This is a genomic window from Streptomyces sp. NPDC050997, from assembly GCF_040660135.1.
In the GTDB taxonomy this organism is placed as follows: Bacteria; Actinomycetota; Actinomycetes; order Streptomycetales; family Streptomycetaceae; genus Streptomyces.
On record NZ_JBFAGK010000005.1, the window covers coordinates 267,635 to 294,219 of the forward strand.

The 26,585-nt window shown below is 71.2% G+C and carries 19 protein-coding genes and 1 pseudogene; 6 read left to right on the forward strand and 14 right to left on the reverse strand.

Annotation, left to right across the window (positions count from 1 at the left end):
* The first annotated feature begins 8 nt into the window (after positions 1–8).
* Positions 9–809 carry a DUF3097 domain-containing protein gene (locus AB0H86_RS13940; protein WP_362436906.1) on the forward strand — a complete coding sequence of 267 codons (801 nt, stop codon included), beginning with the start codon at positions 9–11 and terminating at the stop codon, positions 807–809.
* A 251-nt stretch (positions 810–1,060) separates the two neighbouring features.
* Here the strand turns inward: AB0H86_RS13940 and hemW are convergent, their stop codons facing one another.
* A complete protein-coding gene (gene hemW, locus AB0H86_RS13945; RefSeq protein WP_362436908.1) occupies positions 1,061–2,293 on the reverse strand; it encodes a radical SAM family heme chaperone HemW in 1,233 nt (410 codons plus the stop codon).
* A gap of 507 nt (positions 2,294–2,800) precedes the next feature.
* The gene (locus tag AB0H86_RS13950; protein ID WP_362436910.1) at positions 2,801–4,780 is read right to left on the reverse strand and encodes an ATP-binding SpoIIE family protein phosphatase; all 1,980 of its coding nucleotides are present in this window, start codon (positions 4,778–4,780) and stop codon (positions 2,801–2,803) included.
* Positions 4,781–5,008: 228 nt separating this feature from the next.
* Between AB0H86_RS13950 and AB0H86_RS13955 the strand changes: the two are divergent.
* Together AB0H86_RS13955 and AB0H86_RS13960 are read left to right on the forward strand one after the other, a co-directional pair.
* Positions 5,009–5,477: pseudogene (locus AB0H86_RS13955) on the forward strand (hybrid sensor histidine kinase/response regulator); the annotation flags it as partial.
* Positions 5,478–5,485: 8 nt separating this feature from the next.
* Positions 5,486–5,728 (forward strand): ATP-binding protein, encoded by a 243-nt coding sequence (locus tag AB0H86_RS13960; protein WP_362436912.1) that lies wholly within the window; start codon positions 5,486–5,488, stop codon positions 5,726–5,728.
* 92 nt (positions 5,729–5,820) lie between these two features.
* Here the strand turns inward: AB0H86_RS13960 and AB0H86_RS13965 are convergent, their stop codons facing one another.
* Both AB0H86_RS13965 and lepA read right to left on the reverse strand, forming a co-directional pair.
* Positions 5,821–7,695 (reverse strand): AMP-dependent synthetase/ligase, encoded by a 1,875-nt coding sequence (locus AB0H86_RS13965; RefSeq protein WP_362436914.1) that lies wholly within the window; start codon positions 7,693–7,695, stop codon positions 5,821–5,823.
* Between the two features lie 271 nt (positions 7,696–7,966).
* Positions 7,967–9,835: a translation elongation factor 4 gene (lepA, locus tag AB0H86_RS13970; protein ID WP_362436916.1), complete on the reverse strand. Its 1,869-nt coding sequence runs from the start codon at positions 9,833–9,835 to the stop codon at positions 7,967–7,969.
* A 246-nt stretch (positions 9,836–10,081) separates the two neighbouring features.
* Between lepA and rpsT the strand changes: the two genes are divergently transcribed.
* Complete coding sequence (gene rpsT / locus AB0H86_RS13975) at positions 10,082–10,348, forward strand: 30S ribosomal protein S20 (RefSeq protein ID WP_362436918.1); 267 nt, start codon at positions 10,082–10,084, stop codon at positions 10,346–10,348.
* 201 nt (positions 10,349–10,549) lie between these two features.
* Here the strand turns inward: rpsT and AB0H86_RS13980 are convergent, their stop codons facing one another.
* The 10 genes from AB0H86_RS13980 to leuS form a co-directional block, all read right to left on the reverse strand.
* Positions 10,550–10,945 carry a nuclear transport factor 2 family protein gene (locus tag AB0H86_RS13980; protein ID WP_362436920.1) on the reverse strand — a complete coding sequence of 132 codons (396 nt, stop codon included), beginning with the start codon at positions 10,943–10,945 and terminating at the stop codon, positions 10,550–10,552.
* Positions 10,946–11,081: 136 nt separating this feature from the next.
* Positions 11,082–12,071 carry a DNA polymerase III subunit delta gene (holA, locus tag AB0H86_RS13985; RefSeq protein WP_362436922.1) on the reverse strand — a complete coding sequence of 330 codons (990 nt, stop codon included), beginning with the start codon at positions 12,069–12,071 and terminating at the stop codon, positions 11,082–11,084.
* 78 nt (positions 12,072–12,149) lie between these two features.
* Entirely contained in the window at positions 12,150–12,395 is a 246-nt protein-coding gene (locus AB0H86_RS13990; RefSeq protein WP_362436924.1) for a hypothetical protein, read from the reverse strand.
* A gap of 144 nt (positions 12,396–12,539) precedes the next feature.
* Positions 12,540–13,421: a YceI family protein gene (locus tag AB0H86_RS13995; protein ID WP_362436926.1), complete on the reverse strand. Its 882-nt coding sequence runs from the start codon at positions 13,419–13,421 to the stop codon at positions 12,540–12,542.
* Positions 13,418–14,404, reverse strand: coding sequence for an arylamine N-acetyltransferase (locus AB0H86_RS14000; protein ID WP_362436928.1), 987 nt, complete (start codon positions 14,402–14,404; stop codon positions 13,418–13,420). Before AB0H86_RS14000 ends, AB0H86_RS13995 begins: the two co-directional genes overlap by 4 nt.
* Before the next feature lie 4 nt (positions 14,405–14,408).
* A complete protein-coding gene (locus AB0H86_RS14005; RefSeq protein ID WP_362437350.1) occupies positions 14,409–16,973 on the reverse strand; it encodes a ComEC/Rec2 family competence protein in 2,565 nt (854 codons plus the stop codon).
* A gap of 65 nt (positions 16,974–17,038) precedes the next feature.
* On the reverse strand, positions 17,039–18,259 hold the full coding sequence (locus AB0H86_RS14010; RefSeq protein WP_362436930.1) for a ComEA family DNA-binding protein: 1,221 nt from the start codon (positions 18,257–18,259) through the stop codon (positions 17,039–17,041).
* A gap of 126 nt (positions 18,260–18,385) precedes the next feature.
* Positions 18,386–19,231: a DegV family protein gene (locus tag AB0H86_RS14015; RefSeq protein ID WP_362436932.1), complete on the reverse strand. Its 846-nt coding sequence runs from the start codon at positions 19,229–19,231 to the stop codon at positions 18,386–18,388.
* A 71-nt stretch (positions 19,232–19,302) separates the two neighbouring features.
* On the reverse strand, positions 19,303–20,040 hold the full coding sequence (locus tag AB0H86_RS14020) for a hypothetical protein (RefSeq protein ID WP_362436934.1): 738 nt from the start codon (positions 20,038–20,040) through the stop codon (positions 19,303–19,305).
* Positions 20,041–20,224: 184 nt separating this feature from the next.
* Positions 20,225–23,104, reverse strand: a complete 2,880-nt coding sequence (gene leuS, locus AB0H86_RS14025) for a leucine--tRNA ligase (protein WP_362436936.1) — start codon at positions 23,102–23,104, stop codon at positions 20,225–20,227.
* Between the two features lie 451 nt (positions 23,105–23,555).
* Between leuS and AB0H86_RS14030 the strand changes: the two genes are divergently transcribed.
* Both AB0H86_RS14030 and AB0H86_RS14035 read left to right on the forward strand, forming a co-directional pair.
* Complete coding sequence (locus AB0H86_RS14030; protein WP_362436938.1) at positions 23,556–24,842, forward strand: cytochrome b/b6 domain-containing protein; 1,287 nt, start codon at positions 23,556–23,558, stop codon at positions 24,840–24,842.
* Positions 24,839–26,452: an NADH-ubiquinone oxidoreductase-F iron-sulfur binding region domain-containing protein gene (locus tag AB0H86_RS14035; RefSeq protein WP_362436940.1), complete on the forward strand. Its 1,614-nt coding sequence runs from the start codon at positions 24,839–24,841 to the stop codon at positions 26,450–26,452. Before AB0H86_RS14030 ends, AB0H86_RS14035 begins: the two co-directional genes overlap by 4 nt.
* Positions 26,453–26,585 lie beyond the last annotated feature (133 nt).

Below are 26,585 nucleotides of genomic sequence, written 5' to 3' on the forward strand. Positions count from 1 at the left end.
TCATCCGAATGCGCCAGTACTCTTCGGACCTGACCCCGCCGTGGAAGAAGACCGAGCCCGCACCGGAAGTCCCTGCGGAGCCCGGCCTGGTGGTCGAGGAGCCCGGGTCGGGTTTCTGCGGTGCGGTGATCCGCTGCGAGGCGGGCACGGTCACCCTGGAGGACCGCTTCGGCAAGCACCGGGTCTTCCCGATGGAGCCCCGGGGCTTCCTGCTGGAGGGCCGTGCGGTCACCCTGGTCCGGCCGACCGGGCAGGCTCCGGTACGTCCCACCCGTACCGCATCCGGTTCGGTCGCCGTCCCGAGCGCACGCGCGCGCGTGGCCCGCGCCGGGCGCATCTACGTCGAGGGCCGGCACGACGCCGAGCTGGTCGAGAAGGTGTGGGGCGACGACCTGCGCGTCGAGGGCGTGGTCGTGGAGTACCTGGAGGGCGTGGACGACCTCCCGTCCATCGTGGCGGACTTCGCGCCGGGCCCCGACGCCCGTCTGGGCATCCTGGTGGACCATCTGGTCCCCGGCACGAAGGAGTGGCGCATCGCGGAGTCGGTGACCAGCGAGCACGCCCTGGTGGTGGGCCACCCGTACATCGACATCTGGGAAGCGGTGAAGCCGTCGGCCGTGGGAATCCCCGGCTGGCCTCGCGTACCGCACGGACAGGACTGGAAGACCGGGGTCTGCCGGGCGCTGGGCTGGCCGGAGAACACGGGCGCGGTGTGGCAGGCGATCCTGAAGCGGGTGAGCTCGTACCGCGACCTGGAGCCGGAGCTGCTGGGGCGCGTGGAGGAACTGATCGACTTCGTCACGGTCTGATCCAGCCCGTCCGGCGTTTTCTGATCCAGCCCGTCCGGCGTTTGAGGACAAGGCCCGTTCAGGGCCGAAGCGGGGGTCCGGGGGCGGCAGCCCCCAGGGACGGGACGAGTCTGATCCAGCCCGTCCGGCGCTTGAGGACAAGGCCCGTTCAGGGCCGAAGCGGGGGTCCGGGGGCGGCAGCCCCCAGGGACGGGACGGGTAGGGGCGGCGGGGGCGAGACAAACCCGCCCGGGGCGCCCGGGGAGCCCCCCTCAGTCCACCAGGTCCCGCACCACCGCGTCCGCCAGCAGCCGCCCCCGCAACGTGAGCACCGCGCGCCCCGCCTCGTACGGCCCCTCCTGGAGAAGCCCGTCGACGAGGGCCCGGCGGGACGCCGCGAGGCCGGCCTCGTGCAGCAGATCCAGCGGTACGCCCTCCAGCAGCCGCAGCTCCAGCAGGATCCGCTCCACCCGGCGGTCCTCCCGGGACAGAAGCTCACGCCCGGCACCAGGCGACCGCCCCGCCGCCAGCGCCGCCGCGTACGCCCCCGGGTGCTTGACGTTCCACCAGCGCACACCGCCCACATGGCTGTGCGCGCCCGGACCCGCGCCCCACCAGTCGGCGCCGCGCCAATACAGCTCGTTGTGGCGGCAACGGCCCGCTTCGGAGGTGGCCCAGTTGGAGACCTCGTACCAGTCGAAGCCCGCCGCGGACAGGGTCTCCTCCGCGATCAGATAGCGGTCGGCGTGGACGTCGTCGTCGGTCATCGGGACCTCGCCCCGGCGGATCCGGCGAGCGAGCTGTGTGCCCTCCTCGACGATCAGCGCGTACGCCGAGACGTGGTCGGGGCCGGCGCCGAGGGCCGCCGCCAGCGAGGCCCGCCAGTCGTCGTCGGACTCGCCCGGGGTGCCGTAGATGAGGTCGAGGTTCACATGCTCGAAGCCGGCCGCGCGGGCCTCCGCGACGCACGCCTCCGGGCGGCCCGGCGTGTGCGTGCGGTCCAGGACCTTCAGCACGTGCTGCCGCGCGCTCTGCATACCGAAGGAGATCCGGTTGAAGCCGCCCTCCCGGAGCGTCGCCAGATAGCCCGGGTCGACCGACTCGGGGTTCGCCTCCGTGGTGACCTCCGCGTCGGGCGCGAGGCCGAACTCGTCGCGGATCGCGGCCAGCATCCGCACCAGGTCGTCGGCGGCCAGCAGCGTGGGCGTACCGCCGCCGACGAAGACCGTGCGGACCTCGCGCGGGTCGTCGCCGAGGACCTTTCGGGCCAGCCGGATCTCGTCGGTCAGGGTGTCCGCGTAGTTGTCGCGGGAGGCGAGGACCCCGCCGGTGCCGCGCAGCTCGGTCGCCGTGTACGTGTTGAAGTCGCAGTAGCCGCAGCGGGTCGCGCAGTACGGGACGTGCAGATAGAACCCGAGGGGACGGTCGGCCGCCCCGGCGAGCGCGGACGCGGGCAGGGCGCCGTCGTCGGGCACGGGCTCGCCGTCGGGGAGTGCGGAAGGCATGTCCCCCATTGTCCCGCACCGGCGACGGTACCCACTCCACCTGCGGGACCGGCGAGGATCCCCTCCGGCCACGGGACCGCCGAGGATCCCCACTCCGCCCGCCCCGGGACCGGCGAGGGTCCCCTTAGCCTGCGGGACCGCCAGGAACGCCGACACAGCTTGCGGGACCGCCGGGAACCCCCGCTCCGCCCGCAAGACCGCGAGGACCCCCACTCCGCCCGCCCGCGGGACCGGCGAGGGTCCCCCTCCGCCTGCGGGGCCGCCGGGAACACCGCTTGCGGGACTGCCGGGGATCCCCGCTCCGCCCGCCGCGGGACCGGCGAGGTGCCCCCCCTCGGCCTGCGGGACCCCCGGGAACACCGACACCGCTTGCGGGACCGCCGGGGACCCCCACTCCGCCCGCAGGACCGCCAGGAGTCCCACTCCGCCCGCCGGACCGGCGAGGGTCCCCCTCGGCCTGCGGGACCGTCGGGGACCCCACTCCCCCCGAGGGACCCGACAGGGTCCCTACTCCGCCTGCAGGACCAGCAGCGCCAGGTCGTCCTCCGGTGGGCGCGCCCCGAATTCGTGCACCAGGCGCTTGATGCGCTCCGCGATCAGTTCCGCGTCGAGGCCCGTGCACCCGGCCAGCGCCTCCGCCAGCCCGTCCTCGTCGTCGAACTGGCGTGAGCCGCTGCGCCGCTCGGTCACCCCGTCCGTCACGCACAGCAGGCTGTCACCGGACCGCAGCTCGAAGGTCTCGCTGGTGTACGTGGCGTCCTCGATGACCCCGAGGAGGGTCTGCGGACACGCTGCCGTACGGACCTCGCCGCCCGCGCCGAGCAGCAGCGGCAGCGGATGTCCGGCGGAAGCGAGGGTGCAGCGCACACCGCCGTCGAACGGGACCAGCTCGCCGTAGAGCAGGGACAGGAACCGGGTCTGCGGACCGTCGCCGGGGCCGGGCGGCCGGCCGTCCGCCGAGGCCAGCGCGCGGGCCGCCGCGTCCGCGGCCTCCGTCGCGTCGTCGAGGAGCAGCTGGTTGAGCCGGTCCAGGACGTCGGCCACCCGGTAGCCCTCGCGGGCCAGCAGCCGCAGCCAGGGCCGCGCGAGACCGATGACCACGGCGGCCTCGGGCCCCTTGCCCTGGACGTCCCCGACGGCGAAGCACCAGCGTCCGTCGCCGGCCGGGAAGAGGTCGTAGAAGTCGCCACTGGGCCCGCCCTTGTCGCATGGTTCGTACACCAGGGCACTGCGCATCCCCGGTATCTCGGCGACCGCGCCGGGCAGCAGGCCGCGCTGCAGTACGGCGCTGATGGTGGCCTGCCGGGCGTACTGGCGGGCCGCGCCGACGGCGAGGGCGACGCGGCGGCTGAGGTCCTCGACCAGCCCGGTGATCTCGTCGGGGAAGCTCAGCAGTCCGGCCCGGCCGATGACCAGGGTGCCGAGCGGGCGGCCGCCGGCGGTCAGACGGTAGGCGAGCGCGGAGCCGTCCGGACCCAGCGCCTGTGCGGGCCAGGGGAAAGGGGCGGGCCCTGAGCGGGCCGGTTCGGGCGGGTGCGGCGGTTCCTTCTCCAGGGCATGCCGGAGCTCCTCGATGCGGTTCTCGCTGCCGTGCCACACCCGGGCCAGCTGCGGCCCGGTGCCCGCGGTACCGTCGGCCGCCCAGCCTGCCCGGCCGGTGACCTCGTCCTCCAGCCACACCGCGCACCAGTCGGCCAGCCGCGGCACGATCAGCTGCCCGGCGAGCGCGGCCACCAGGTTCTCGTCGAGCTGCCCGGCGAGCAGGTCGGAGGCCTCGGCGAGGAAGGACAGGGCGCCCCGGCCCAGCCAGTCCCGTTCCTGCTCGGTGCGCTGCGGCTCGGGGGCGAGTATCCCGGCGACCCGCAGCCCGCGCTCCCCCGCGTACGCGCCACGTTCCTCCGCGGGCGGGACGGCGTGCGCGGGCAGCCGCGCCCACACCGTCTTGGCGCCCGTGCGGTACGTGACGCCCCAGGACTCGGCGAGCGCGGCGACCAGCCGCAAGCCGCGCCCGTACTCCGGTGTCTCGTACGACGGCTCGGCGTCGCGTGGGGCGCGCGAGGGGTGGTGGTCCAGGACCTCGACGACGAGGGAGCCCGTCTCTGCCTCCAGACGGCAGACCACCTCGACGTCGGTGCCCGCGTGCACCACGGCGTTGGTGACGAGTTCGCTGACGACGACCACCGCGTCGCCGGCCAGCCGGTCACCGAGGTGCTCGGTACCGGGCAGCTCGCGCTCGCCCCATTCGGAGAACGCCGCCCGTAACAGCGCGCGGGCGGAACCCGGTGCGTGCGGGCTGCCGGGCAGGGTGGCGTGTGCCTCCGCCGACTCCTTACGTGAGGGCGCGTCGGTGGCCGGATGCGCATTGGCGGCCGGACGCGCCGCGATGGCCGGAAACGCATCGGTGGTCGGACGCAGGTCAGTGGCCGGAAGCGCACCGGTGGCCGGACCCGGCTCCATGGCCGGATGCGCCTCGGCGCGCGGGGGCATGTCAGGGCGCCCGCTTGGGGGCGCTTCGGCGCGCGGAAGCTCCTCGGCGCGCGGGTGCGCGCCCCCGGGCGCAGGCGCATCAGAAGCACGGGAAACGGTCTCCCGTTGCGTAGGAATGGCCCCCATGGGCACCTCCCCGAACGGTTCGGACGAATACACCTCAGTCGATGCCGACAGAGTGACAGACTGGCCCCGCCCATAAGCGCCGAGTTACCGAAGTGGGCCGCCATGAGTGAGAACAGTGCTACGCGTGTGCTCGAAGACGGTCACAAAGATGGCCAGATTCGAGCATCGGATCTGCGCCCGCTGCTCGCCGCGATGACCGCGGCCCGGGACGAGGACTTCTCCAAGGTTCCGGAGTCGGGTCACCGCCTGGCCATCATGGACCGCGGCACCCACTTCACCACCGAAGTACAGCGCGTGAAACGGGAGTTGGTCCGGCACGGCCGACTCGACGAACGGCTCTACGCGAGCCCGGGCCAGGGCGCCTGGACCTCCCGGGTCAACGACGTCAACCAGCTCCTCGACGCGCTGGTGGCCCCGGGTGCTGGACGCGGTGGCCGGCGGTGATCTGACCCAGCGGGTCGATCTGCACGACGGCAGCCGGGAGTTGCGCGGCGACCTGCGCCGGCTGTGCCGGGCCGTGAACAAGACGGTGGACCAACTCTCCCTGTTCACCGGCGAGGTGACCCGGGTCGGCGGGATGTGACCGAGGCGGTCAACACGATGGCGTCCCGGCGCGTTCCAGCAGACAGACGGCACGACCAACCGCAGGTACGGGGCACCGGCCTCGGGCTGTCCATCAGCCGTGTGATCGCGGGCCTGCTGGGCGGCCGTATCGTCGCCGAGAGCGAACCCGGCCAGGGGTCCACCTTCACGCTGTACGTCCCGGTCGTCAGCCCCGGCCACCCGGCGAGCCAGAGGGGGCGTGAAGTGACCTGCCTTTGAGGGGCGCGGGGCTGTGTCGATTTGCGGCTCCGCCGCGTGGGCGCGACAAGCCACAACGGACCGTCAGCCGCCGAACAGCCCCCCGCCACGCCCTACGCTTCGCGCGACCCCGCGTACATCTCGTCGATCAGGTGCTTGTACTCCCGCTCGACAACCGGCCGCTTCAGCTTCAGGCTCGGCGTGATCTCACCGTGCTCGACGTCGAGATCCCTCGGCAGCAAGCGGAACTTCTTGATCGTCTGCCACCGCTGAAGCCCCTCGTTGAGCTCCTTCACGTATCCCTCGACCATCGAGACCGTCGCCGGCGCGGCGACGACGTCCGCGTACGACTTCCCCTCCAGCCCGTTCTCCTTGGCCCAGTCGAGAATCGACACCTCGTCCAACGCGATGAGCGCCGTGCAGAAGTTCCGGTCCGCCCCGTGCACCAGGATGTTGGACACGTACGGGCACACCGCCTTGAACTGCCCCTCGACCTCCGCGGGCGCGATGTACTTGCCGCCGGACGTTTTGATGAGGTCCTTCTTGCGGTCGGTGATCCGCAGGTACCCGTCGGGCGACAGCTCGCCGATGTCCCCGGTGTGGAACCAGCCGTCCGCCTCCAGCACCTCGGCGGTCTTCTCGGGCAGTTGGTGGTAGCCCTCCATGATGCCCGGCCCACGCAGCAGGATCTCGCCGTCGTCGGCGATGCGCACCTCCGTGCCGGGCAGCGGCTTGCCGACCGTGCCGGTTCGGTAGGCCTCGCCGGGGTTCACGAAGGAGGCCGCGGAGGACTCCGTGAGCCCGTAGCCCTCGAGGATGTGGATGCCGGCGCCGGCGAAGAAGTAGCCGATCTCGGGCGCCAGGGCCGCGCTGCCCGACACACACGCCCGCAGGTTCCCGCCGAACGCCTCACGGATCTTCGCGAAGACGAGCGCGTCGGCGACCTTGTGCTTGGCCCCGAGTCCGAAGGGGACGGACGCCGATCCGGTGTGCCGGAAGTTGTCCTGCGCGGCCTTGGCGTACTCGCGGGCGACCTCGGAGGCCCACTGGAAGATCTTGTACTTGGCGCCGCCGCCCGCCCGGGCCTTCGCGGCGACCCCGTTGTAGACCTTCTCGAAGATGCGCGGAACGGCCGCCATGTACGTCGGCTGCACCACCGGCAGATTCTCGATGATCTTGTCGACGCGGCCGTCGACGGCGGTGACGTGCCCGACCTCGATCTGGCCCGAGGTGAGCACCTTGCCGAAGACGTGCGCGAGCGGCAGCCACAGGTACTGCACGTCCTCGGCGCTGATCAGCCCGGTCGCGGCGATCGCCTTCGCCATGTACGCCCAGTTGTCGTGCGGCAGACGCACGCCCTTGGGGCGGCCGGTGGTGCCGGAGGTGTAGATGAGGGTGGCGAGCTGGTCCTTGGTGATCGCGCCGACCCGCTCCTTGATCAGGTCGGGGTCCTTCTCCAGCCGGGCGGCGCCGCGCTTCTCCAGCTCGTCGAGGGTGAGGATCCAGTCGGCGGTCTCGACTCCGGCCGGGTCGACCACGACCACGTGGGTGAGGTCGGGCAGCTCGGCCCGCTTCTCGACCGCCTTGGCGAGCTGGGCGGCGTCCTCGGCGATCAGCACCCGGCTGTCGGAGTCGGACAGGATGAACGCGGACTCGTCGGCGTTGGTCTGCGGGTAGACGGTGGTCGTGGCGGCCCCGGCGCACATGATGCCGAGGTCGACCAGGATCCACTCGATCCGGGTGGAGGCGGCGAGCGCGACGCGCTGCTCGGGCTGGACACCCAGCTCGATCAGGCCCGCCGCGATCGCGTAGACCCGCTCGGCCGCCTGCGCCCAGGTCAGCGACTTCCAGTCGTCCGGGCCCTCGCCGGAGGCAGGGGACACCGGGTAGCGGTATGCCTCGGCGTCCGGTGTGGCCGCCACGCGCTCCAGGAAGAGGTTCGCGACGCTCGGCGGTCGGTTCTCGATCAGGGTCTGTGTGTCGCTCACGACATCCTCCGGGGCCCGCGACAGCGCGGCTGGCTCAGTGCGGCTGGGGTCTTTGCGGCTTGGGTCTTTGCTGCTGGGCTTGCGGCTGTTCTCACTCGCGAGCCGTTGTTTAACTCGCGAGTAACCATCGAGCAGAGATCAGGGTAAGGCGCGACCGGCCGGTGCGTAAGGGGCGACGGCCTGTCACTTCCTACAGAGAGCGACGCTACGCACGCGTAGGGGCCCACCGCGCTGACACGCGGCAGGCCCCTATTTTCGCGGTAGACGACGGCTACTTCTTGCCCTTGCCGGAACCCGCGCTGTCGTCGCTGGACAGGACGGAGATGAAGGCCTCCTGCGGAACCTCCACGGAACCCACCATCTTCATCCGCTTCTTGCCTTCCTTCTGCTTCTCGAGCAGCTTCCGCTTACGGGAGATGTCACCGCCGTAGCACTTGGCTAGGACGTCCTTGCGGATGGCGCGGATGGTCTCGCGGGCGATGACCCGGGAGCCGATGGCGGCCTGGATGGGGATCTCGAAGGCCTGGCGCGGGATCAGCTCGCGCAGCTTGGCGACGAGCCGTACGCCGTACGCGTACGCGGCGTCCTTGTGGGTGACGGCGGAGAACGCGTCGACCCGGTCGCCGTGGAGCAGGATGTCGACCTTCACCAGCTGGGCGTCCTGCTCGCCGGTGGGCTCGTAGTCCAGGGAGGCGTATCCGCGCGTCTTGGACTTCAGGTTGTCGAAGAAGTCGAAGACGATCTCGGCGAGGGGAAGCGTGTAGCGGATCTCGACGCGGTCCTCGGAGAGGTAGTCCATGCCGAGGAGGGTGCCGCGGCGGGTCTGGCAGAGCTCCATGATCGATCCGATGAACTCGCTGGGAGCGAGGATCGTGGCCCGGACGACCGGCTCGAAGACCTTGTCGATCTTGCCCTCGGGGAACTCGCTCGGGTTGGTGACCGTGTGCTCCTTCCCGTCCTCCATGATCACGCGGTAGACCACGTTGGGCGCGGTGGCGATGAGTTCGAGGTTGAACTCGCGCTCCAGGCGCTCACGGATGACGTCGAGGTGCAGCAGACCGAGAAAGCCGACACGGAAGCCGAAGCCGAGGGCCGCGGAGGTCTCCGGCTCGTAGACCAGGGCGGCGTCGTTGAGCTGGAGCTTGTCCAGCGCCTCGCGGAGGTCGGGATAGTCCGAGCCGTCCAGCGGGTAGAGGCCGGAGAAGACCATCGGCTTGGGGTCCTTGTACCCGCCGAGGGCCTCGGTGGCGCCCTTGTCCTTGCTGGTGATGGTGTCGCCGACCTTGGACTGACGGACGTCCTTCACACCGGTGATGATGTAGCCCACCTCACCGACGCCGATGCCGTCCGCCGGTGTCATCTCGGGGGACGAGACGCCGATCTCGAGGAGCTCGTGGGTGGCGCCGGTCGACATCATCTTGATGCGCTCGCGCTTGTTGAGCTGGCCGTCGATGACGCGGACGTAGGTGACGACGCCCCGGTAGGAGTCGTAGACCGAGTCGAAGATCATCGCGCGGGCGGGGGCGTCCTTGACGCCGACCGGGGGCGGGACGTCCCGGACCACCCGGTCCAGGAGCGCGTCCACGCCGACGCCGGTCTTCGCGGAGACCTTGAGCACGTCGTCGGGCTGGCAGCCGATGAGGTTGGCGAGTTCCTCGGAGAATTTCTCCGGCTGGGCGGCCGGCAGGTCGATCTTGTTCAGTACGGGGATGATCTTGAGGTCGTTCTCCATCGCCAGGTAGAGGTTGGCGAGGGTCTGGGCCTCGATGCCCTGGGCGGCGTCGACGAGCAGCACGGTGCCCTCGCAGGCCGCGAGTGACCGCGAGACCTCGTAGGTGAAGTCGACGTGCCCCGGGGTGTCGATCATGTTGAGGATGTGCGTGTTGTTCTTGTCATCGGTGGGAGCCCACGGCAGACGCACGGCCTGTGACTTGATCGTGATTCCGCGCTCACGCTCGATGTCCATACGGTCGAGGTACTGAGCACGCATCTGCCGTTGCTCGACCACACCGGTCAGCTGGAGCATCCGGTCGGCGAGCGTGGACTTGCCGTGGTCGATGTGCGCGATGATGCAGAAGTTGCGGATCAGAGCCGGGGTGGTACGGCTCGGCTCGGGCACATGGCTGGGGATCGCGGGCACGCAGGGTCCTGATTCTTGAGGCGTCCGCAGTGTCTGCGGTCTCGGGTCGGATCGATACGTAGCCTCCATGGTCCCACGGGCGGGGTGGTGCGACCGGTTTGGGCCACTCGGAGGGCCGCTGGTACTCTGGGTGGCTGTGTCTCATGCCCTCTCAGCAGGAGGCACATCATCAAGAAATCACCGGCGCGTGGAGCGGATCGTAAACGGTCCTCGTTCTCGCGTGCCTGAACCTGTAGAGGCTCATTCGTGGCGAACATCAAGTCCCAGATCAAGCGGATCAAGACCAACGAGAAGGCCCGGCTGCGCAACAAGGCCGTCAAGTCCTCCCTGAAGACCGCGATCCGCAAGGCCCGTGAGGCCGCTGCCGCGGGTGACACCGAGAAGGCCACCGAGTACCAGCGCGCTGCCGCGCGTCAGCTCGACAAGGCCGTCTCCAAGGGCGTCATCCACAAGAACCAGGCCGCCAACAAGAAGTCGGCGCTTGCTTCGAAGGTCGCTACCCTCAAGGGCTGAACCCTTCTGATCTGACCGCCGGAGGGAATCGAGCGGGCCCTCTCTCATCCGCTCCCGTCCGGCACCCCGGAACCGCGCGCGGCCTGCGTTCGCCACGCGGGCGCGGATCCACCATCTTGACATCGTGAACCGAAGGCCCCGGCACCTGCCCTTCCCCAGGGCGGGCACCGGGGCCTTCGGCGTGCCTTGGTCAGCCTGGGCTCACGTCCAGAACTCGTTCGCCACGTCGATGTCATCGACGCACTCGTCGAGGTCGCTGATCTTGTCTCCGACGATCCGGAAGACGATGCACCCGTTGGCGTCGATGCGCTTGCCGGCCCGCTGGGCCGAGAAACGGTGCACGGCGACCGCGTGTCCCCGGCCGTCGACGAGGATGCTGTTCAGCTTGACCTCCATGGTCCCGCCCGTCTCCTCGAAGAGCCGGCCGTACATGTCGATGGTCGCGTCCAGCCCCTTGAAGTCACCCGAGAGCGGGTGGCTGCCGGGAACATGATGCGTACAGTCCGCTGTCATCAGCCCGCGCAAGGTGTCCATGTCCCCACGCGTGAAAGCTTCGTATCCCCTGCGGACGAGCGCTGCGTGCGGATGTTCAGCCATGACAACCGCCACCTCTCCGTTGCTCGGCGATTTTCGGCTGGCATGTCCGATTCTCCTCCGTATGGGCGCGGGCGTCACCAGCGTGGGGGCGGGGGATCGGAGGTGGCCCCCTGCCGTCAGGGAATGGTGCCGGTCCCTACCCGCGACCCCGGGACCGTGCCGCGCGCGCGATGGCGACGACGGCCTTCTCCAGGGCGTACTCGGGGTCGTCGCCGCCGCCCTTCACTCCCGCGTCCGCCTCGGCGACGGCCCGCAGCGCGACGGAGACACCCTCCGGCGTCCACCCGCGCATCTGCTGACGTACCCGGTCGATCTTCCACGGCGGCATGCCCAGTTCCCGCGCGAGATCGGCGGGCCGGCCGCCACGCGCCGACGACAGCTTCCCGATCGCCCGCACACCCTGCGCCAACGCGCTGGTGATCAGCACCGGCGCCACGCCCGTGGCCAGCGACCACCGCAGCGCCTCCAGTGCCTCCGCGGCCCGGCCCTCGACCGCGCGGTCGGCGACCGTGAAGCTGGACGCCTCGGCCCGCCCTGTGTAGTACCGCCCGACGACCGCCTCGTCGATGGTGCCCTCGACATCCGCGACCAGCTGGGACACGGCGGCCGCCAGTTCCCTGAGATCGCTCCCGATGGCGTCCATCAGAGACTGACAGGCCTCAGGGGTGGCCGAGCGCCCGGTCGCCCGGAACTCCCCCCGCACAAAGGCCAGCCGATCCGCCGGCTTGGTCATCTTCGGGCACGCCACCTCCCGCGCCCCCACTTTGCGCGCGGCATCCAGCAGCCCCTTGCCCTTGGCTCCGCCCGCGTGCACCAGCACGAGGGTGATCTCCTCGGCAGGCGCCCCGAGATACGCCTTCACGTCCTTGACCGTGTCGGCCGAAAGATCCTGCGCATTGCGTACGACGACGACCTTCCGCTCCGCGAAGAGCGACGGGCTGGTCAACTCCGCGAGCGTCCCGGGCTGCAGCTGGTCCGGCGTCAGGTCACGTACGTCCGTGTCGGCGTCGGAGGCCCGGGCAGCAGCCACCACCTCCCGCACGGCACGGTCGAGCAGGAGGTCCTCCTGGCCCACGGCAACGGTCACCGGGGCGAGAGGGTCGTCATTCGCAGTCTTCCTGGCCATCGCGTAAAGCATCGCACGGGCCACTGACAACGAGCCCCGCCGGCGAAGTCGCCGTCGGACCCACCCCCGCCGGCGCCCCTACGGCTCCTCACGCCACCCGTCCCACTCCCCCGCGAACGCGTCCAGCTCCCCGGGGTCCAGCCGCCCTTCCTCGTCCCGCAGGACCACGAGCCACTGCGCGTCCTCGGCGTCGTCCTCACCGGCCAGCGCGTCCCGGACGAGTCGTGGCTCCTCGGCCACCCCGAACCGCTCCCCGAGCGCCCCCGCCACCTCCTCCGCGGCATCACGGTCGGGCAGCACCAGCACATGTCTCACATCACTCACGCGGCCATTCTCCGGTACCCGCACGAAGGCGACCCCACCAGCGGGCCCCGCACCGGAGCGCCGCCACCGGAGATCCCGCGCCAGAGCCCCACACACACCACGCCAGCCCTGGGGCACGACAGGTCAACCAATGGGCACGACACGTCAGCCCTTGGGCACGATCTGCACATCCAGCTCGATCCGAATGGTCGGCCCCACCACCGCGATCCCCCGCGCCAGCATCGTCTGCCAGCTCACCGTGAAGTCGTCCCGGTGCAACTCGGTCGTGGCGCGGCATGCCGCCCGCACCTCACCCTCCATCCCGTTCCCGAGCCCGAGGTACTCCGTGTCGAGCGTGACCGTACGCGTCACCCCGTGCAGCGACAGCGCCCCCGTGACCGCCCACCGGTTGCCGCCCTTGTGCACGAACCGATCGCTGTAGAACTCCAGCGTCGGAAACCGCCGCACGTCCAGGAAGTCCGCCGACCGCAGATGGTCGTCCCGCATCCGCACGTTCGTGTCGATGGACGCCGCGTCGATCACCACGTGCATCGCCGACTGGGCCATCCGGTCACCGATCCGTACCGCGCCCGCGAAGGAGTTGAACCGCCCGCGGATCCGGGCCAGTCCTATGTGCCGTGCGGTGAAAGCGATCGAGGAGTGCGCCGGCTCGATCTCCCAGTCACCCGGCCCCGGCAGCTCCGGCGGCTGGGCGACCTGAAGGGTCACGTCACCGAGCGAGGCGAGCGCGTTCTCGCCGACCAACGCGGTCGCCCGATACGGCGTGTACCCGTCGGCCGACACCGCGAGCCGGTACTCCCCCGCCGGCACCGTCGTCATGAACGACCCGTAGGGATCCGTCCCCCCACTGACCACCTTGCGCCCCATGGCGTCACTGACCGCGAACTCGGCGTGCGCCACCGGCTCGTTCACCGGGTCCAGCACCCGGCAGCTGAGCACCCCGGCACTCGGCGGGGTCTGCACAGCCGCCAGCGGACTCACCCGTTGCACCCGGTTCGTACGGTTTCCCAACCAGCGGCCGATCATCTTCGACGTCCCTGCGACTTGACATCACTGTTGCCGAAGACGCATTCGACCACCGATGCGGCATTCGAGGCAACAGGAGCCCACATCGCGGGAAACCAGACCGTCTGGCCCGTATTAGCCACTCCGGTTGGGATTTCGCACAGTCGGCACACGGTCCAGCTCGATACCGAACCGTTCCCGGTGCGCCCGCTGAGCGTGATCCTCCCCCCGTCCTCCGTCACCCGCGAGCAGACCAGGGACTGCGTGAAGTGCGAGGCCGGCGAGGTGCTGTGCCACCAGGCCCCTGCCACGAAGTCACCGAGCACCCGGGGCCGCGTCTCCAACCGGTACTGGGCCCTGCCGTCCACCACCACATCAAGGTCCGCCGCGACCACCCCGCTCCTCTCGGCCGCCTCCCTCTCCAGCGTCTCCGCCTCCGGCGCCTTGGCCCCCGTCGCGCTGCTGTCCCCCGCCCCTTCGCCCCCCGCTCCCTTCTCCGCCACGCCGCCCCCGCCCCGCACACCCGCCGTGTCCGGCCCCGCCTCGGCGATCCGGAACGTGCCGCCGGGGTCCTCCTGCTCGTCCCGCGCCTCGAACGCCAGCGGATAGTGGCTGTGCGCCCCGAACCCGACGTCGGCCAGCCATTCACCCCCGTCCACCGTCCGCACCCGCAGCGCCAGATGGTCGTACGGAATCCCGAGCCGCCCCTCGTCCCCGTACACCCGCGCCGCGAGCAACCTGACCTCGAAGCCGAGGGCGGCGAGCAACAACCCGAACGCGCCGTTCAGTTCGTAACAGAACCCGCCTCTTCGCGCGCCCACCACCTTGTCCAGCAGCCGCTTCTCCTCCAGCACGATCTCCTCACCGAGGTGGACCGACAGGTTCTCGAAGGGCACGGTCTGCAGATGACGCAGCTGCAACTCGCGCAGGGCGTCAACGGTGGGCCGGGCCGGCCGCTCGACGCCGATGCGACGGAGATAGGCATCAACCTGTGTGGAATGCATGGCCTCAGTCTCGCGCCACCCTGAGCTCACCGCCGCCCGTGCCATCACCTCCCGCCACCGCGAGCGCTCCGTCCCGGTCGGTCCGCAGCACGGTCGCGCCCCCGGCCCGCAGCGCCTCGACCGTGCTGGGAGCCGGGTGTCCATACGGGTTGTCGGCACCGCAACTGATGAGCGCCAGGCGCGGGGCCACCCGGCGTATGAGTTCCGGGTCCTGGTAGGCCGAGCCGTGGTGGGCGACCTTGAGCACGTCCACCCCGGCCAGCGCCACGCCCGCCGGTGACCGCAACAGCGCCTGCTGCGCCGGGGGTTCGAGGTCCCCGAGCATCAGGAACCTCAGCCCCGCCGACCGGACCAGCAGAGTGACACTGGCGTCGTTCGGCCCCTCCGGCTCCGGTACCGGACGCGGGGGCGGCCACAGCACCTCCCAGGACAACTCCCCGGTACGCCGCCGCTCTCCGGCCGCGGCGCGCGTCACCGGAATGTGCCGTGCCGCCGCCTCCCTGCGTACGAACTCGGCCTGGTCCATGGGCTCTTCATAGCCCGTCGTGGCGATCGCGCCCACCGAACGTCCGCGCAGCACGCCGGGCAGCCCTGCCACGTGGTCGGCGTGGAAGTGGGTCAGCACCACCAGCGGCACCCGGGTGATGCCGAGCGCCCGCAGACAGTGGTCGACCGGCGCCGGATCGGGTCCGGCGTCCACCACCACGCCGGTGCCCTCACCCGCCGCGAGCACCGTCGCGTCGCCCTGTCCCACGTCGCACATCGCCAGCCGCCAGCCCGGTGGCGGCCAGCCCGTGATCACCCTGGTCAGCGGCGGTGGCCGCACCACCACCAGCACGAGCAGCAGCCCGCACGCCCCGCACAGCCAGGGGTGCCTCAGCAGCCGTCGGCCGAGCAGCAGCACGACCACCGTGACGAGGAGGAGCAGCGCCGCTCCGGCCCAGGTGCCGGGCCAGTCCACTCCCCCGCCAGGCAGGGCCGCCCCGGCCCGGGCGATCCCGGCGATCCACCCCGCGGGCCAACTCGCGCACCAGGCCAGCCCCTTGGCCACCGGCATCACCATCGGTGCCGTGGCCAGCGCCGCGAAGCCCAGCACCGTGGCGGGCGCGACCGCGAACTCCACCAGGAGGTTGCACGGCACCGCCACCAGGCTCACCCGCGCCGACAGCACCGCCACGACGGGCGCGCACAGGGCCTGCGCGGCAGCCGCTGCGGCCAGCGCCTCCGCCAGCCGCGGCGGCACCCGGCGCGCCCGCAGCGCGAGGCTCCAACGGGGCGCGAGCGTGAGCAGGGCTCCGGTGGCCAGGACGGAGAGCAGGAAGCCGTAGCTCCGGGCCAGCCAGGGGTCGTACAGCACCAGCAGCAGTACGGCCGTCGCCAGTGCCGGGATCAGGGATCTGCGGCGTCCGGTCGCGAGCGCGACCAGTGCGACTGTTCCGCAGGCCGCCGCCCGCAGCACACTCGGGTCCGGCCGGCACACCACGACGAACCCGAGGGTGAGCCCTCCGCCGAGCAGCGCGGTCGTCCGCAGCGACAACCCGAGACGGGGCGCGAGCCCGCGTCGCTCGACGTGTTGGGCCAGCCCGGGCGGCCCGACGAGCAGGGCCAGGATGATGGTGAGATTGCTGCCCGAGACGGCGAGGGTGTGCGCGAGGTCGGTCTCCTTGAAGGCCTCGTCCAGCTCCGGAGTGATCCGCGCGGTGTCCCCGACGACCAGCCCGGGCAGCAGCGCCCGCGCGTCCCCCGACAGTCCGTCCGTGGCCTCCCTCAGCCCGGCCCGCAGCCGGCCCGCGAACCGCTGCGGCCCCGACGGCTCGCCCACCACGTCCGGTGCCGCCCGGCCCCGTACCCGGAGCACGGCCGCGACCCGGTCGCCGCCCACCATCGCGGGCGCCAGCCGCGCGGTCACCCTCAGCCGTGTGGACGGCAGCAGCCCGAGCCAGGGCGACCGTCCCGGCCCTTCGACGACGGGACGCGGGCCTGCCGTCGCCCCTTCGGCGGCAGCACTCGGTCCCCCTGTCTCGGCGTAAGACGGACCTGTCCTTCCGGCAGCCGCGTCGACGAACACCAGCACCGGCGCGCGTGTAGTCACCATCGTGCCGTCCGGCGTCTCGACGCGTCGCACCTCGGCGTTGATCAGCACGGACGTCGGTGCCGCGTGGTTCCCCCTGATCCGGGGCCGGGTGAGCCGGGGATCGGAGGTCACCTGAACCTCCGCGGTCACCGTGGCGTACTGCCGTGCCAGCGTCGGAACCGGCCCTCGGCGAAGGTCGGCTCCGTGGAGCCCGGCGGAGGCGGCGGCCGCCGCGACACAGAGCAGCACTGCGGCGACCGATACAGGCGCCCAAGTCGCCCGGGCGGGACGAGCACGCATCCGCGCGGACGCCAGGAGAACACCGGCTACGGCGAGGCACCCGGACACCAGCCCGATCACCCCGTCCGGCGACGCGCTCAGTGTCAGCGCGGCCGTCACCCAGGCCGCGAGTGCGGGCGGTACCAGCCGTAGGTCCGTCGGTCCTTCCTGCCGTGGGTGGGCGGCTCCGAGCCGTTTTCCCGAGGTGGCGTGGATGGCGTGGCGGGGCGGTGGGGTGGCGTGCTCGGGCGGCGTGCGCGGGGTGCGCCTCGTCGGCGTACTCATGGCCGTACGAGATTCCGCAGGTCGGCGAAGCGGCGGTCGCCGATACCGTTGACCTCGCGCAACTCGTCCACCGAGCGGAATCCGCCGTGCTGGGTGCGGTAGTCGATGATGTGCTGGGCCAGCACCGGGCCGACGCCGGGCAGGGTGTCGAGCTGCTCGATGGTCGCCGTGTTGAGGAGCACGGGGGCCGCCGGGGCCGCCCCCGCCCCGGAGCCGGCCGCACCGCCGACGGCGGGAGCACCGCCCGAGCCGGGCACCGAGGGGACCGCGGGGCCCCCGACGATCACCTGTTCCCCGTCCACCAGGAAGCGGGCGCGGTTGAGGCCGTCGGTGTTCGTCCCCGGCCGCGCTCCACCGGCCGCGCGCAAGGCGTCAGCGACCCGTGAACCGGCCGGCAGGCGATGGATTCCAGGCTCGCGCACCTTGCCGCCGACGTCCACGACGATCTCCGCGGCTGCCGTACCCACGGCGCTCGGCACACCGGCCGGCACAGTGGGCTCCGATTCCTCGCCCGGTTTCCCCGCACCGTACGGCTGGGCCGCCCGTACCACCTCGGGCGCGCGAACGGGTTCGGTCCGGCCGGCCCAGAAGTGCTGCACGGCGACGGCCCCGGCGACGACGAGCAGCACCGTCAGCGCCAGCACACCTCGCCGTTCCAGACCGCATCGCGTCTGCAGCCACACCGGCATCCGCTCCCGCAGAGCCAACCCGACCCGCGCCCGCCGCGCACCCACAGCTGCTCCGGCCCGGTCGCCGAGCCCTACCTCCGCGTCGCCCTCGGCGGCGAACCCTCCCACAGCCGGGTGGCCGGGGGACGCCACGCCGCCCCGAGCCATGTGGTCACGAGACGCCACGCCGCCCCGAGCCACGGGATCACGAGCCGCCACATCTCCCACGGCCGCACCGGAGCGCCGTACTCCCGCGCCGCTGACGTCGGCGACATCGGTGACATCGGCGACCCGCTGCTCCCCACCCGGCGGCCCCTTCCCCGACTCCCGCCATTCCCCGGCGCGTTCGGCGAACAACGCCTCCGCCCTGCGGCGGAGCTCGTCGGCGGAGGCGTGCCGGTGTCGGGCGACGCGGCCGCGCGTGGGCGGACGGCGGTGACGGGTGCGGGTGGTGGTCCGGGGAGAGGTACGGGTCCGGCCGTCGGAGCTGGGCCCGCGTCCCGGGCCACTGGTCGGGGTCGCTGTGCGTGAACGTGATCGAAGTGCCATGTGCCGAGGATCTGACACCTCGCCACACCGCGATGATCTTGGTCAATTCCCGTGGACTGCCGCCCGGTTGTGGAAAACTCCGCCACCCACACGAGTGAGCGACCCCCACCGCCCCCGGGCCCCGTCTCAGCGTGGTGAGACCACGACCCCCAGCAGTCCGGGCCCCGTGTGCGCCCCGATCACCGCCCCGACCTCGCTCACATGAAGATCGGCGAGGCCCGGCACCCTCGCCCGCAACCGGTCCGCGAGGGCGGTCGCCCGGTCGGGGGCGGCGAGATGGTGGACTGCGATGTCGACCTGCGCGCTGCCGGCCCGGTCCGCCGCGATCTCCTCCAGTCGGGCGATGGCCTTCGACGCGGTCCGCACCTTCTCCAAGGGCTCGATCCGGCCACCGCGCAGCTGCAGCAACGGCTTCACCGCGAGGGCGGACCCGAAGAGGGCCTGCGCGGCACCGATCCGGCCGCCGCGGCGCAGAAAGTCGAGGGTGTCGACGTAGAAATACGCGGACGTGCCCGCCGCCCGTTTCTCCGCCGCCGTGACGGCATCGTCCACCGTGCCGCCCGCCTCCGCCGCCTCGGCCGCGGCGAGCGCGCAGAACCCGAGGGCCATCGCGACCATGCCGGTGTCCACCACCCGCACCGGCACCTGCGCCTCGCGCGCCGCGACGACCGCCGCGTCGTGCGTACCGGAGAGTTCGGCGGACAGGTGCAGGGAGACGATGCCGGTGGCGCCGGACTCGGCGACCTTGCGGTAGGTCTCGGCGAACACCTGGGGGCTGGGCCGCGAGGTGGTGACGGGACGTCGCTTCTGGAGGGCCTGGGCCAGGGAGCGGGTCGAGATCTCGGTGCCCTCTTCGAGGGCCTGGTCGCCGAGGACCACCGTCAGAGGTACCGCGGTGATGCCGTGCCGCTCCATCATCCGTTGCGGCAGGTAGGCCGTTGAATCGGTGACGATCGCGACATGGCGGGACATGAGCTGGAGGTTACCTGCCGTAGCGCGCACGCGGCAGCCCGGCCCCTCTCACCTGGGCACCCGTGTCCGGATCAAGTCGTGCTCTCGGGGCGGGTCTTCTTCTGCCAGGAGTACGTGGGACGCGGGCCCGGCGGGGTGATCGCGGGCCGCTCCGGCTCCTCGGCGGTGCGGGCGCGGCCAGTCTCGGGCCAGGTCTGCTGGGCCGTGGCGTCGGCGGCCCGGGCGTCGGGCCACGGGGGCGACGGTGTGGTGGGCGTGGGCTCGGTGGTCGTCCAGTGCCGCAGCGCACCGGCCTCCACGTCGATCTGCGTGCTCAGTGAGTCCAGGTCGTCGTCGGCGAAACGGCGGGCGCGGTCGCGGGTGGCCCAGCGCAGTGAGTCCGCCGACTTGATGATGCGCTCGGTGCGCTCGCGCAGCCCGGGCAGCCGCTCGGCGAGCGTGGCCCGGTCGGGCTCGGACTCCAGGCGCCTGAGTTCGGCGTCCAGTTCGTGTCCGTGCGCGCTGAGCCGCTCGAAGAGGCCGAGGGACTCCTTGAGGGACTCGTCCTCGCTCACCCCCGCGTGCAGCGCCTCCTGGGTGGCGCGCATCGACGTGCGCAGCTTCAGCCGCAGCTGGGCGATCTCACCCGCCGGGCCGAACTGGGTGAAGGACTTGGCCCGCAGGGTGTGGTCCTCGACCGTGCGGCGGGCCTGCGTGATGGTGCGGTCCACTCCGCGCTTGGCGGCGCCGACGACCTTCACCGTGGCATAGACGCCGAGCACCACGAAGAGCACGAAGAGCAGGGCGATTACTGCGATCACTGCTTCCACCAGCTCCTCCTCGACCGGACTCGGCGCACTCCGCGCCTCTCTTCAACGGTAAACGCAACAGGCAGGCCCGGAGTTCCAGAAAAACCCCGAACCTGCCCGTAGGGGACGACCCCTATACGCTCACTCCCGGCCCAGCCGACGAGCGCCGGCATCGGTCACGTACGCCCGAACCGCCGACGACCGCCTACGCCGGAACGATGTTCACCAGCTTCGGCGCCCGCACGATCACCTTGCGGATCCCCGCCCCGTCCAGCGCCGCCACGACCTTGTCGTCGGCCAGCGCGATCTTCTCCAGCTCGTCGTCGGAGATGGACGGCGAGACCTCCAGGCGGGCCTTGACCTTGCCCTTGACCTGGACCACGCAGGTCACGGTCTCGTCCACGACGTACGCCGGGTCCGCGACCGGGAAGTCCCGGTGCACGACCGAGCCGGTGTGGCCCAGCTTGCGCCACAGTTCCTCGGCGATGTGCGGGGCCAGCGGCGCGACCAGCAGCACCAGCGGCTCGGCGACGGACCGCGGCAGCGACCCGCCCGCCTTGGTCAGGTGGTTGTTCAGCTCGGTGACCTTGGCGATGGCGGTGTTGAACCGCATGCCCTCCAGGTCCTGGCGCACCCCGTCGATCGCCTTGTGCAGGGCACGCAGGGTGTCCTCGTCGGCCTCGGCGTCCACGACGGTCAGGGAACCGGTCGCCTCGTCGACGATGTTGCGCCACAGCCGCTGCAGCAGCCGGAACTGGCCCACCACCGCGCGCGTGTCCCAGGGCCGGGACACGTCCAGCGGGCCCATCGCCATCTCGTACAGACGCAGCGTGTCGGCGCCGTACTCGGCGCAGATCTCGTCCGGAGTGACCGCGTTCTTCAGGGACTTGCCCATCTTGCCCAGCAGCCGGGAGACCTTCTCGCCCTGGTAGTGGTAGGCGCCGTCGCGCTCCTCCACCTCGGCGGCCGGCACCGCGATGCCACGGCTGTCGCGGTAGACGTAGGCCTGGATCATGCCCTGGTTGAACAGCTTGTGGAACGGCTCGACCGAGGACACGTGCCCCAGGTCGAACAGGACCTTGGACCAGAAACGCGCGTACAGCAGGTGCAGCACGGCGTGCTCGGCGCCGCCGACGTACAGGTCGACACCGCCGTGCGGCTGGCCCTCGCGCGGGCCCATCCAGTACTGCTCGATCTCCGGGTCGACCAGCTTCTGGTCGTTGTGCGGGTCCAGGTAGCGCAGCTCGTACCAGCAGGAACCGGCCCAGTTGGGCATGGTGTTGGTCTCGCGACGGTACGCGCGCGGGCCGCGTCCGTCGCCCAGGTCCAGGGTGACGTCGACCCAGTCCGCGTTGCGGGACAGCGGGGTCTCGGGCCGGGTGTCGGCGTCGTCCGGGTCGAAGGTGCGCGGCGAGTAGTCCTCGACCTCCGGCAGCTCCAGCGGCAGCATCGACTCGGGCAGGGAGTGGGCGATGCCCTCCTCGTCGTAGACGATCGGGAAGGGCTCCCCCCAGTAGCGCTGCCGGCTGAACAGCCAGTCGCGCAGCCGGAAGTTGACGGTGCCCTCGCCGATGCCCTTGCGCTCCAGCCACTCGGTGATGCGCGCCTTGGCGTCGACGACGCCCAGACCGTCCAGCGAGATCTCGTCGTTGGAGGAGTTGACGATCTTCGCGTCATGCGCAGCGAACGCCTGCTCCCACGTCGACGTGTCGGTGCCCCGGCCGTCGGTCGGCTCGACGATGCAGTGGATCGGCAGCTCGAAGGCTCGCGCGAACTCGAAGTCGCGCTGGTCGCCCGCCGGGACGGCCATGATCGCGCCGGTGCCGTAGCCCATCAGCACGTAGTCGGCGATGAAGACGGGGATCTGGTCGCCGTTGACCGGGTTGGTCGCGTACGCCCCGATGAAGACGCCGGTCTTGTCCTTGGCCTCGGCCTGCCGCTCGACATCCGACTTCGAGCCGGCCTGCGCGCGGTACGCGGCAACGGCCTCGGCCGGGCTCGCGTGGCCGCCGGTCCACACCTCGTGGGTGCCCTCCGGCCAGGCGTCCGGGGTGAACTTCTCGACCAGCGGGTGCTCGGGGGCCAGCACCATGTAGCTCGCGCCGAACAGGGTGTCAGGGCGGGTGGTGAAGACCGTGATGCGCTCACCGTCGATCGGGAAGTCGACGCGGGCGCCCTCGGAGCGGCCGATCCAGTTGCGCTGCTGCAGCTTGATGGCCTCGGGCCAGTCCAGCGCCTCCAGGTCGTCCAGCAGCCGGTCGGCGTATGCGGTGATGCGCATGTTCCACTGGCGCAGCTTGGACTTGAAGACCGGGTAGTTGCCCCGCTCGGAGCGGCCGTCGGCGGTGACCTCCTCGTTGGCCAGGACGGTGCCCAGACCGGGACACCAGTTGACCGGTGCTTCGGAGGCGTAGGCCAGGCGGTAATCGCCCAGGACGTCGGCGCGCTCGGCGGCGCTCAGCTCGCCCCACGCGCGCGTGTGCCCCGGTACGGGACGCTCACCGGACTCGAAGAGGGCGACCAGCTCGGAGATCGGGCGGGCCCGGTCCGCCTCGTCGTCGTACCAGGAGTTGAAGATCTGCAGGAAGATCCACTGGGTCCACTTGTAGTAGTCCGGGTCGATCGTGGCGAACGACCGGCGCTTGTCGTGGCCCAGGCCCAGCCTGCGCAGCTGGGACTTCATGTTCTCGATGTTGGCCTCGGTGGACACGCGCGGGTGCGTGCCGGTCTGCACCGCGTACTGCTCGGCGGGCAGCCCGAAGGCGTCGAAGCCCAGGGTGTGCAGGACGTTGTGGCCGGTCATGCGCTGGAAGCGCGCGAAGACGTCGGTGGCGATGTAGCCCAGGGGGTGGCCGACATGCAGCCCCGCACCGGAGGGATAGGGGAACATGTCCATGATGAACTTCTTGGGCCTGGCGACCAGCGCGGGATCCCCGGCCAGGTCACCGGTCGGGTTCGGCGCCGCGTAGGTGCCGTCGGCGTCCCAGAAGTCCTGCCAGCGTGCCTCGATGTCGGCCGCCATCGCAGCCGTGTAGCGGTGCGGCGCGGCCACCTCGGCGGCGGCAGCGGGGTTCGTCTCGCTCATGATCCTCAAGGCTCCATCGATCGTCTCTGCCGGCGGCTGCGACATCCAAGAAACGAAAAATCCCCTCGCACAGGAGGGGACGCCGCGCCGATGCCGACCACGGTCTCTCACCGGCGGTCGGGACTGATCAGCGCGGCCCGCTAAGCAGAAGGCGTACGGCACGCATGCGGTTAGGGTACCGCAGCCCTTGAGCACGACGCGACGCGCTTACGTATGCCTTACTGGCACCGGGTGCCGCCCTCACGGACCACGTCGGGCGCGACCGGTCACACTGGACCACAACTGAATCAAGGTCAAAAGTTACTTCGCGTAACAGCCAGTAAGGGACATCACAACGGTCCCATCGTCATTTGATAACAACGCAATAACTCAAACCTCGTACCGATCGGTATGGCGCCACTTAAAGTGCGGCAGCGGGACCGCTTTCCCGAAACTGCTCGGAGTTGCCCCCATGAACCCTCGTCGTAGTAACAGCTCGCTTCCCCAACCCGGCCGGTCGGCCTATGGGGTGGCGTCGGCTGTCGTCCTGCTCCTCATACCCGTAGTCGTGCTGGTCGGAGGTGACCGGTTCCGCGACTTCCTCAACTTCGGCGCGGGCGTACTGTCCCTCGTATCGCTCAGCTGTTCGGTGATCTGGGGCCTGGTCGCCCAGGACCGGATCTTCCTGCACACGCGCCAACGGATCATCGGACAGGCGGTGCACCGGACGACCGCGGTCGCCTCGATCGCGTTCCTGCTGCTGCACATCACCACGAAGATCGCGCTGGACCACACACAGCTGATCGCCGCCCTGATCCCGTTCTCGCTCGGCGTCACCGGAGTCGAGGGCCTGATCGGCCTCGGCTCCCTGGCCGGCCTGCTCATGATCTTCGTGGGTATCACCGGCGCCCTGCGCAGCAGGTTCGCCTCCCCCGCCCCGGTGGCGGCCCGCTGGCGGGCGATGCACATGCTGGCCTACCCGGCCTGGTGCGCGGCGCTGATCCACGGCCTGTACGCGGGCCGCGCCGCCAAGCCGATCTTCGTGATCCTCTACGGCATCTGTGTGCTCGGCGTCACCGCCGCCCTCGCCCTGCGCGCGGCCCCGCGCCCCTTCAAGCGCAGGGTCGCCGACCAGATCAGCGCGATCATGGGAACCGAGGAGCGGCCGGGCCGCGAGGAACTGGACGCGAGCCGTGCCCGGGTGGCGGCGGAGTCCACGGGCACGCTGCCGGGCTACGAGAGCCAGCGCGGAACCCGCTCCCAGACCCGCTCGACCCCCGCGTACGAGGCCCCCGCGGCCCCGGAGCCCGCGAACGGCTTCGCGGCCGCCTACCGCGCCGTCACGCCCTCACGCGCGGGTCAGCAGCCGTTCGCGGCCGACCAGACCGCGCGCATGGACCTGCCGATGGACATGCAGCCCACGCAGGCGGTCCCGCGGATGGACGCCGGCGGCAGCACGTCGGGCAGCTGGCCCATCCCGTCCCCGCCGCCGGTCGGCGAGGCTCCCCCGTCGGCCTACGACCCGCTCAACGACACCGGATACAACATCCCGGCCTATGGCAATTCGGGCGCATCCGGCTATGGGTCGAGTGATGTGTACGACACCACTGAGACAAATAACCTCTACGGCGCGTACTACCCGGACGACACGTACAACAACAGCGGTCCCGCCAATGAACCATCGCCCGGTGCTGGGCAAAACTTCGACGCACCGGGTTCGGGCGAACCTTGGAACATGCCTTCCGGAGGCTATAGGTGAACGAGGCCCTGCCCGACGTACCCGAAGTCCGCGTGGTCGGTCTTCCCCAACTCACGTCTGGCTTCGACCTTGTCGAGCGACTCGATCTGCCCATGCACCTGAAGGTGCACGGGCCGCTCGAACCGATGGGCGGAGAGAAGCTCGCGCAGCTCTCCGAGCGCATCAACCTGAAGGGCCGCGGCGGCGCGGGCTTCCCCTTCCACAAGAAGCTGCGCTCGGTCGCCGAGGCGGCGATCAAGCGCGGGGTACGGCCGGTCGTCGTCGTCAACGGCAGTGAGGACGAGCCGGCCTGCCGCAAGGACACGGTGCTGATCAACCGTGCCCCGCACCTCATCCTGGACGGCGCGCTGCTGGTCGCGGAGGCGCTGGGTGCCCGCACGCTCGTGGTGGGGGTCACCCGCGAATCGACCCAGCGCTCCATGGAGGCCGCGCTCGCCGAACGCGGCCTCAGCAACAGCCGGAGATCGGCGCTGCGCGCGAGCGTGCAGCGCAATCCGGTGCGCATGGTCACCGGCGCCGCCGCGTCGCTGATCCGCTCCATCGACGGCGGTCCGGCGATCCCGCCCGGCCGCAAGGTCAGCGCCTCACAGAACGGCGTCGGCGGCGCGCCCACCCTGCTGTCGAACGCCGAGACGTTCGCCCAGCTCGCGATCGGCGCCCGCATCGGCCCCGAGCGCTACGGCAACACCGGTCTGTACGACGAGCCCGGCACCGTCATGCTCACGGTCTCCGGCGCGGTCGCCCGCCCCATGGTGATCGAGGTCCCCACCGGCGTGCCGCTGCGCTACGTCCTCCAACTCGCCGGTGCCCCGCCGGTCCCGCAGGGCGTGCTGACCGGCGGCTACCACGGCAAATGGATCGACTCGGCGACGGTCAACGAGGCGATCGTCTCCCGTAACTCCCTGGACGCGGTGGGCGGCGCGCTCGGCGCCGGCGCGATCCTGCCGATCAGTCAGGAGACCTGTCCGCTCGGTGAGTCGCTGCGTGTCGCGCAGTGGCTGGCCGAGGAGAGCGCGGGACAGTGCGGTCCCTGCTACCTCGGTCTGCCCGCCGCCGCGCGCGGCATGGAGGACATCATCAACGGCGGCGGACCGGCCGCCCTGGAGGCCCTCAAGCAGGTCGCCAAGAACGTGAAGCGGCGCGGCGCGTGTTCGCACCCCGACGGCTCCGCGATGTTCCTGGAGTCGACCATCAAGGCGTTCACGGACGACCTGGCCGCCCATGTCCTCGGAAACGGCTGCGGACGGCCCGTGGAGGGCGTTCTGCCGCTCTTCGAGGGCGGCAAGATGCCTACGGGCATCCCGGGCGGCAGCGAGTCCGAGGAGAACGGCTCCAGCCGCCAGAAGATCTACGTCGACTGGACGCTGTGCCGGGGCCACGGTCTGTGCGCGGACATCCTCCCCGAGGTCTTCGAACTCGGCGCCGACGGCTTCCCGACCGTCGCGCAGGCCCAAGTGCCGCGCTACGCCGAGGCGAAGGCGCTCCGCGCGGTCCGCCGCTGCCCGGCCCTGGCCCTGCGCATCGAGGAGGACACCCGCTCCCAGGGCGCGGCCCGCAACAACCTGCCGGTCCTCTCCCAGGGCCGCGGCCGCCGAGCCCTGGGCCGCTGAGCGCGAGGAACGCGGAGCAACGAGAAAAGGGGCCGCCTCCGGAGGAGGCGGCCCCTTCAACTCTGGCCGGCCGGACCGCGCTTGACCCGAGCCGGGCGAAAACGACGAGGGCGACCTGTTCCGCGTTTCCGCG

Excerpts from the sequence above, each read along its gene's own strand:
- AB0H86_RS13940 (WP_362436906.1), top strand. The coding sequence starts at position 9 with ATGCGCCAGTACTCTTCGGACCTGACCCCGCCGTGGAAGAAGACCGAG.
- hemW (WP_362436908.1), bottom strand. The coding sequence starts at position 2,293 with ATGCCTTCCGCACTCCCCGACGGCGAGCCCGTGCCCGACGACGGCGCC.
- AB0H86_RS13950 (WP_362436910.1), bottom strand. The coding sequence starts at position 4,780 with ATGCCCCCGCGCGCCGAGGCGCATCCGGCCATGGAGCCGGGTCCGGCC.
- AB0H86_RS13980 (WP_362436920.1), bottom strand. The coding sequence starts at position 10,945 with ATGGCTGAACATCCGCACGCAGCGCTCGTCCGCAGGGGATACGAAGCT.
- holA (WP_362436922.1), bottom strand. The coding sequence starts at position 12,071 with ATGGCCAGGAAGACTGCGAATGACGACCCTCTCGCCCCGGTGACCGTT.
- AB0H86_RS13995 (WP_362436926.1), bottom strand. The coding sequence starts at position 13,421 with ATGATCGGCCGCTGGTTGGGAAACCGTACGAACCGGGTGCAACGGGTG.
- AB0H86_RS14000 (WP_362436928.1), bottom strand. The coding sequence starts at position 14,404 with ATGCATTCCACACAGGTTGATGCCTATCTCCGTCGCATCGGCGTCGAG.
- AB0H86_RS14010 (WP_362436930.1), bottom strand. The coding sequence starts at position 18,259 with ATGGCACTTCGATCACGTTCACGCACAGCGACCCCGACCAGTGGCCCG.
- AB0H86_RS14015 (WP_362436932.1), bottom strand. The coding sequence starts at position 19,231 with ATGTCCCGCCATGTCGCGATCGTCACCGATTCAACGGCCTACCTGCCG.
- leuS (WP_362436936.1), bottom strand. The coding sequence starts at position 23,104 with ATGAGCGAGACGAACCCCGCTGCCGCCGCCGAGGTGGCCGCGCCGCAC.
- AB0H86_RS14030 (WP_362436938.1), top strand. The coding sequence starts at position 23,556 with ATGAACCCTCGTCGTAGTAACAGCTCGCTTCCCCAACCCGGCCGGTCG.